Origin of the sequence: Kitasatospora sp. NPDC001539 (genome assembly GCF_040298565.1) — a bacterium.
In the GTDB taxonomy this organism is placed as follows: domain Bacteria; phylum Actinomycetota; class Actinomycetes; order Streptomycetales; family Streptomycetaceae; genus Kitasatospora.
In genome coordinates this window covers 1-5909 of the sequence record NZ_JBEPAK010000345.1, presented here as the reverse complement: position 1 = coordinate 5909, position 5909 = coordinate 1, and the positions used below count along the sequence as shown (strand labels likewise).

The window sequence follows — 5909 nt, the reverse complement described above, 5'->3', positions numbered from 1 at the left end:
CAGGTCGACACCTGGACGGAGCCGGCCGATGTGAAGTCCGTCGAGTGCCTGTGGCTGCAGACCCTGCACGCCGAGGAGACTCCCCGAGCGGGAAGGGCCTGCGGGCGCGGTGCGTGCCCGGGGGCGGATCAGACCTGGCCGGCCTTCTCCAGCGCCTCGCAGCAGGTGTTGATCAGGAGGCGGGTGACGACGTAGGGGTCGACGTTGGCGTTCGGGCGGCGGTCCTCGATGTAGCCCTTCTTCTCCACCTCGACCTGCCACGGGATGCGCACGGAGGCACCGCGGTCGGAGACGCCGTAGCTGTAGACGTTCCACGGGGCGGTCTCGTGCTTGCCGGTCAGGCGGGACTGGATGTCGTCACCGTACTGGTTGACGTGCTCCAGCACCTTCTCCTGGGAGGCGCCGAGGGCCTCGCAGGCGGTGATGATGGCGTCGTAGCCCTCACGCATCGCCTTGGTGGAGAAGTTGGTGTGCGCACCCGCGCCGTTCCAGTCGCCCCGGGCCGGCTTGGCGTCGAGGGTGGCGTCGATGCCGAACTCCTCGGCGGTGCGGTAGAGCAGGTAGCGGGCGATCCACAGGTCGTCGGAGACGGTCAGCGCGTCGACCGGGCCGATCTGGAACTCCCACTGGCCGGGCATGACCTCGGCGTTGATGCCGCAGATGGCCAGGCCGGCGTCGATGCAGCGGTCGAGGTGCAGCTCGACGATCTCGCGGCCGAAGACCTCCTCGGCGCCGACGCCGCAGTAGTAGCCGCCCTGCGGGGCCGGGAAGCCGCCCTCGGGGAAGCCGAGCGGGCGGGAGCCCTTGAAGAAGGTGTACTCCTGCTCGATGCCGAAGATCGACTCCTGCGCGGCGTACTTCTCGTCGACCTCGCGCAGCAGGGCGCGGGTGTTGGACTCGTGCGGGGTGCCGTCCGTCTCCAGGACCTCGCAGAGGACCAGGATGTGGTCGCCGCCGCGGATCGGGTCCGGAACGACCTTCACCGGCTCCAGCACGCGGTCCGAGGCGTGGCCCTCGGCCTGGTTGGTCGAGGAACCGTCGAAGCCCCAGGTGGGGATCTTGTCGGCGTTGGGCAGGACGCGAGTCTTGGAACGGAGCTTCGCGGTCGGCTTGGTGCCGTCGATCCAGATGTACTCGGCCTTGATTGCCACGGCGTGTCCCTCGCAGTGCTGGGTGGTGGGTGCCCGCGTAGCGTTGCAAGGCGCCGTTTCCCGGTTGTTCCTCTCGTGTAACGCGCATGTGAACCAACCGTCCGCAGTGGCACGGTCACGGTGCGGGAGTGCCGGGCGCGGCACTCCCGCCGTTCGCGGTGCCGACGCCCGGCGGCTCCGACCGTCCGGAGGGCCGAGGCCCGGCGCCCCCGCACCTCCGGACGGCCCGCCGGCTCAGTGCCGACGAGCGTGCGCGGCCCGGCGGCGCCGGGTGGCCCAGAGCGCGGCGGCCCCGCCCGCGACCAGGGCGGCGGCCCCGGCGGCCAGCGGGCCGGTGGCACTGCTGCCGCCGGTGGCGGCGAGCTTCCCGGGCTTCTCCACCGCCGCCTGCGGCACCGCGGCCCGGGTGGTCGTCGTGGTGTCCGCCACCGGCTGGGCGGCGGGCGCACCGGTGGACGCCACCGGGCTCGGAGTGCTGCCTGGGCCGGGGGTGACGGGCTTCTCGCAGCTCACCGACGCGACGGTGATCGTCCCGGTGACCTTGGCGACGTTCAGGTTGAGCGGGTTCACCTCCACCTGCACCTCCAGCGCCGAGGCGGCGGCGGTGGTCGTGGTGGTGGTCTTCTTGGAGAACTCCACCGACACGCTGCCGACCAGCGGCACGTCCACCTTGGTCGGGCCGTACAGCCCGACGGTGACCGGCTTGCCGAGCACGCTCAGCCTGGCGGGCGCGACCACGTTCGCGGTGGGCTGCCCGTCCACCGGACAGGTCGCCTCCGCGCTCATCGCCTCCAGGCCCAGCAGCGCGGTGGCCGGCAGGCCGGGGGCGTGCACGTCGGCGTTGACCAGCTTGACGGAGGCGGCGGCGCCCTTGGCGTCGGCGCGGGTGACGGACGTGCCGACGTCGGCCTTGACGAGCTCGACCGGGCCGGTCTGGTCGACGCCGTCCACCTTGGCGGTCAGCACCGAGCCGTCGCGCCGAGCGGGCGTCTCCACCTTGTTGAGGGCGATGTCCACCGGGACGTCGACCGCATTGTTCAACAGCTTGACGTCCAGGTCGAGTTCGGCGGTGACGGCACGCGCCTTGCCCGCCGGGGACCCGACCGGGGGCACGGTCGAGGCCGAGGGAGCGGTCGGGGCCGGGCTCGCCGGAGCGGCCTGGACGGGACCGGCGGTGAGCAGGGTGCTCACCACCACGGCGGCGGATGCGGAAACGATTCGGCGAGACGGCCGAGAAGACATGACGGGACCCCCACACAGGTGGAACGATGAGCCGCCAGTCTTCTCAAACGATCCGTCACATGAGTCACACAGAACGTCATTTCACCCGTTGGAGTGAGTTTGACGTTCCGCACTGACCACGATCTGCTACGGCAGCCGCCAGTCCACCGGCTGTGCCCCCTGCCGCACCAGCAGCTCGTTCGCCCGGCTGAACGGCCGGGAGCCGAAGAAGCCGCCGTTCGCCGAGTACGGGCTCGGGTGCGCCGACTCGATCGCCGGGATCTCCCCGAGCAGCGGCCGCAGATTGCGGGCGTCCCGGCCCCACAGGATCGCCACCAGCGGCCCCCCGCGCGCCGCCAGCGCCCGGATCGCCTGTTCGGTGACCTCCTCCCAGCCCTTGCCCCGGTGCGCGGCCGGCTTGCGCGGCGCGGTGGTCAGCGCCCGGTTGAGCAGCAGCACGCCCTGCTGCGTCCACGGGGTCAGGTCGCCGTTGGACGGCTGCGGCAGGCCGAGGTCGTTGCCGTACTCCTGGAAGATGTTGACCAGGCTCGCCGGGATCGGCCGCACCTCCGGCCCGACCGAGAAGCTGAGCCCGACCGCGTGGCCGGGCGTCGGGTACGGGTCCTGCCCCACGATCAGCACCCGCACGTCGGCGAAGGGCTGCTGGAAGGCGCGCAGCACGTTCGGGCCGGAGGGCAGGTAGGTGCGGCCGGCGGCCAGTTCGGCGCGCAGGAAGTCGCCCATGGCGGCGACCCGCCCGGCGACCGGCTCCAGGGCGGTGGCCCAACCGGGCTCGACGATCTCGTTCAGTGGACGCGGTGCCATGGTCGCCACCCTATCGGCCTACACCGACGGCCCGTTCAGCGGACGATCATGCGATCGACCGCCGGACCGGGCCGGTGGCGCGGTCGACGGAAGCGCCCGCCACCCCGCGCCCACCGGGACCGCCGTTCCTCAGCCGCCGGGACCGCCGTTCCGCGCCCACCGGGACCGCCGTTCCACCTCCACCGGGACCGCCGTTCCGCGCCCACCGGGATCACACCACCGGACGCGCCCCCAGCCCTACCCGGGTCACGCCACCGGACGCCCCCGCAGCACCACCAGCCGCGGGTCGGCGAGCACCCGGATGTCCGCCCGGGGGTCCTCCCCGTACACCACGAAGTCCGCCGGCGCGCCCTCCTCCAGTCCGGGCCGCCCCAGCCACTCCCGCGCCCCCCAGCTCGCCGCCGACAGCGCCTCCGCCGGACTCAGCCCGGCCTTCACCAGCTCCGCCACCTCGTCCGCGACCAGCCCGTGCGCGAGCGAGCCGCCCGCGTCCGTACCGACGAACACCGGGATGCCCGCGTCGTGCGCGGCGCCCACCGTGTCGTAACGGCGCTCGTGCAGCCGCCGCATGTGCGCCGCCCAGGCCGGGAACTTCGCCTCGCCGCCGGCCGCCAGCCCCGGGAAGGTGGCGATGTTGACGAGCGTCGGGACGATCGCGACCCCGCGCTCGGCGAAGGCCGGGATCAGCTCCTCCGTCAGGCCGGTGGCGTGCTCGACGCAGTCGATCCCCGCCGCCAGCAGGTCCGGCAGCGACTCGGCCGCGAAGCAGTGCGCCGTCACCCGTGCGCCCTCCTCGTGCGCCGCGGCGATCGCCTCGGCCAGTGCGTCGCCCGGCCAGCAGGCGGCGAGGTCGCCGCGGTCGCGATCGATCCAGTCGCCGACCAGCTTCACCCAGCCGTCCCCACGCCGGGCCTCGGCCCGGACGTACGCGGTGAGGTCGCCGGGCTCGATCTCGTGCGCGTAGTTGCGGATGTAGCGGCGGGTGCGGGCGATGTGCCGGCCGGCGCGGATGATCCGGGGCAGGTCCTCGCGCTCGTCGATCCAGCGGGTGTCGGCGGCCGAGCCGGCGTCGCGGATCAGCAGGGTCCCGGCGTCACGGTCGGTGAGCGCCTGCTTCTCGCTGGTCTCGGCGTCCACGGCGCCGTGCGCGTCCAGTCCGACGTGGCAGTGCGCGTCCACCAGACCGGGCAGCACGAAGCCGGTCACCGTCCGGACGTCCCCCGCGGTCCGCGGACGGGTGAAGCTCACCCGCCCGTCCACCACCCAGAGTTCGTCCCGGACCTCCTGCGGGCCGACCAGTACCCGACCCCGGACGTGCAGCACCGCGCCATCGCTCATGGCCGCACTCTACCGACGGGCCGGTTCCGGGTGGGCGGCGAGAATGCGGCAGACTCGGTGCGACCCACCCGCGCCGCTCGCCGGCCCCACCGAGCGGCCGGACCGAGCGGCCCGACCGCCGGTCCGAACCACCGTCCCCGAAGTGAAAGGCCGTGTCGAAGCCGTGAGCCCCTTCCTCGACCTCCCCCCGCTCAGCGCCGCCGGGTTCGCGGCGATCGAGGACCAGGTGGCCGCGCTGCTGCACACCGAGGCCGACGTGATCGTGACCCAGGGCGAGGCGCTGCTCCCGCTGGAGGCGGCGATCCGCGGCGCCGCGCACCCGGGCTCCACCGCGCTGAACATCGTCACCGGGCCGTACGGGCAGACCTTCGGGAACTGGCTGCGCTCGTGCGGCGCCACCGTCGTCGACCTCGCCGTCCCCTTCGACGGCGCGGTGAGCGCCGCCCAGGTGGCCGAGGCGCTGGCCGCGCACCCGGAGACCGACTTCGTCTCGCTGGTGCACGCCGAGGCCGCCACCGGCAACACCAACCCGGTCGCCGAGATCGCCGCCGTGGTCCGCGAGCACGGCGCCCTGCTGATGCTCGACGCGGTCGCCTCCGTCGCCGCCGAGCCGCTGCTCACCGACGAGTGGGGCATCGACCTGTGCGTCATCGGCGGCCAGAAGGCGATGGGCGGCCCGGCCGGGGTCTCCGCCGTCTCCGTCTCCGGGCGGGCCTGGGAGCGGATCGCCGCCAACCCGGCCGCCCCGCGCCGCTCCTACCTCTCCCTGCTCGACTGGAAGGAGCGCTGGACGGACGCCGGTCGCGCCGTACTCCCGCACGCCCCGGCCCAGTTGGAGATGCTGGCGCTCGGCGCCTGCCTGGACCGGATCGCCGCCGAGGGCCTGCCCGCCGTGATCGCCCGGCACCGCGCCGCCTCCGCCGCCACCCGGGCCGGCGTCCGCGCCCTCGACCCCCTCGCCCCCTACGTCCGCGAGGACGCCCACGCGGCCCCGGTCGCCACCACCGTGCGCACCCCGGCCGGTCTGCACGCCGCCGAACTCACCGCGGCCCTCGACCCGGCGCTGCCCGTCCAGCCGGGCGGCGGCGCCCTCGCCGCCGAGATGCTGCGGATCAACCACTACGGCCCGGCGGCCTCGCTGGAGACCGTCCGCGCCTGCCTGGCCGCGCTCGCGACGGCCACGAAGGCCGACGCCGGGCCGGCCCTGGCGGCCGCCGAGGCCGCCTGGTCGGCGACGGCCACCGCCTAGGCAGCCGCCGGAGCGGCCCCCCCAACCAGTAGGGGGGCGCCCCCCCGCACCGCCCCACCCCCCGCGCCACCCCAACCCCCGCACGGCCCAAACGAATAAGCAACAAAAAAAAACAAAACCACACA

General features: G+C 74.0%; 5 protein-coding genes. 1 reads left to right on the top strand and 4 read right to left on the bottom strand.

All coding sequences use genetic code 11. The features are described 5' to 3' along the window. Positions 1–128 precede the first annotated feature (128 nt). From glnII to ABT247_RS31150, 4 genes are all read right to left on the bottom strand, one after another. A complete protein-coding gene (gene glnII / locus ABT247_RS31165; RefSeq protein ID WP_350749349.1) occupies positions 129–1151 on the bottom strand; it encodes a glutamine synthetase in 1023 nt (340 codons plus the stop codon). A 234-nt stretch (positions 1152–1385) separates the two neighbouring features. Next, the gene (locus ABT247_RS31160) at positions 1386–2348 is read right to left on the bottom strand and encodes an SCO1860 family LAETG-anchored protein (protein WP_350749346.1); all 963 of its coding nucleotides are present in this window, start codon (positions 2346–2348) and stop codon (positions 1386–1388) included. A gap of 171 nt (positions 2349–2519) precedes the next feature. Further along, a complete protein-coding gene (locus ABT247_RS31155; protein ID WP_350749344.1) occupies positions 2520–3197 on the bottom strand; it encodes a uracil-DNA glycosylase in 678 nt (225 codons plus the stop codon). Between the two features lie 246 nt (positions 3198–3443). Further along, positions 3444–4535, bottom strand: a complete 1092-nt coding sequence (locus ABT247_RS31150) for an amidohydrolase family protein (protein ID WP_350749341.1) — start codon at positions 4533–4535, stop codon at positions 3444–3446. Between the two features lie 142 nt (positions 4536–4677). On the opposite strand from ABT247_RS31150, the gene ABT247_RS31145 reads away from it, so the two are divergent. Further along, positions 4678–5784, top strand: a complete 1107-nt coding sequence (locus ABT247_RS31145; protein ID WP_350749338.1) for a pyridoxal-phosphate-dependent aminotransferase family protein — start codon at positions 4678–4680, stop codon at positions 5782–5784. Positions 5785–5909: the final 125 nt, after the last annotated feature.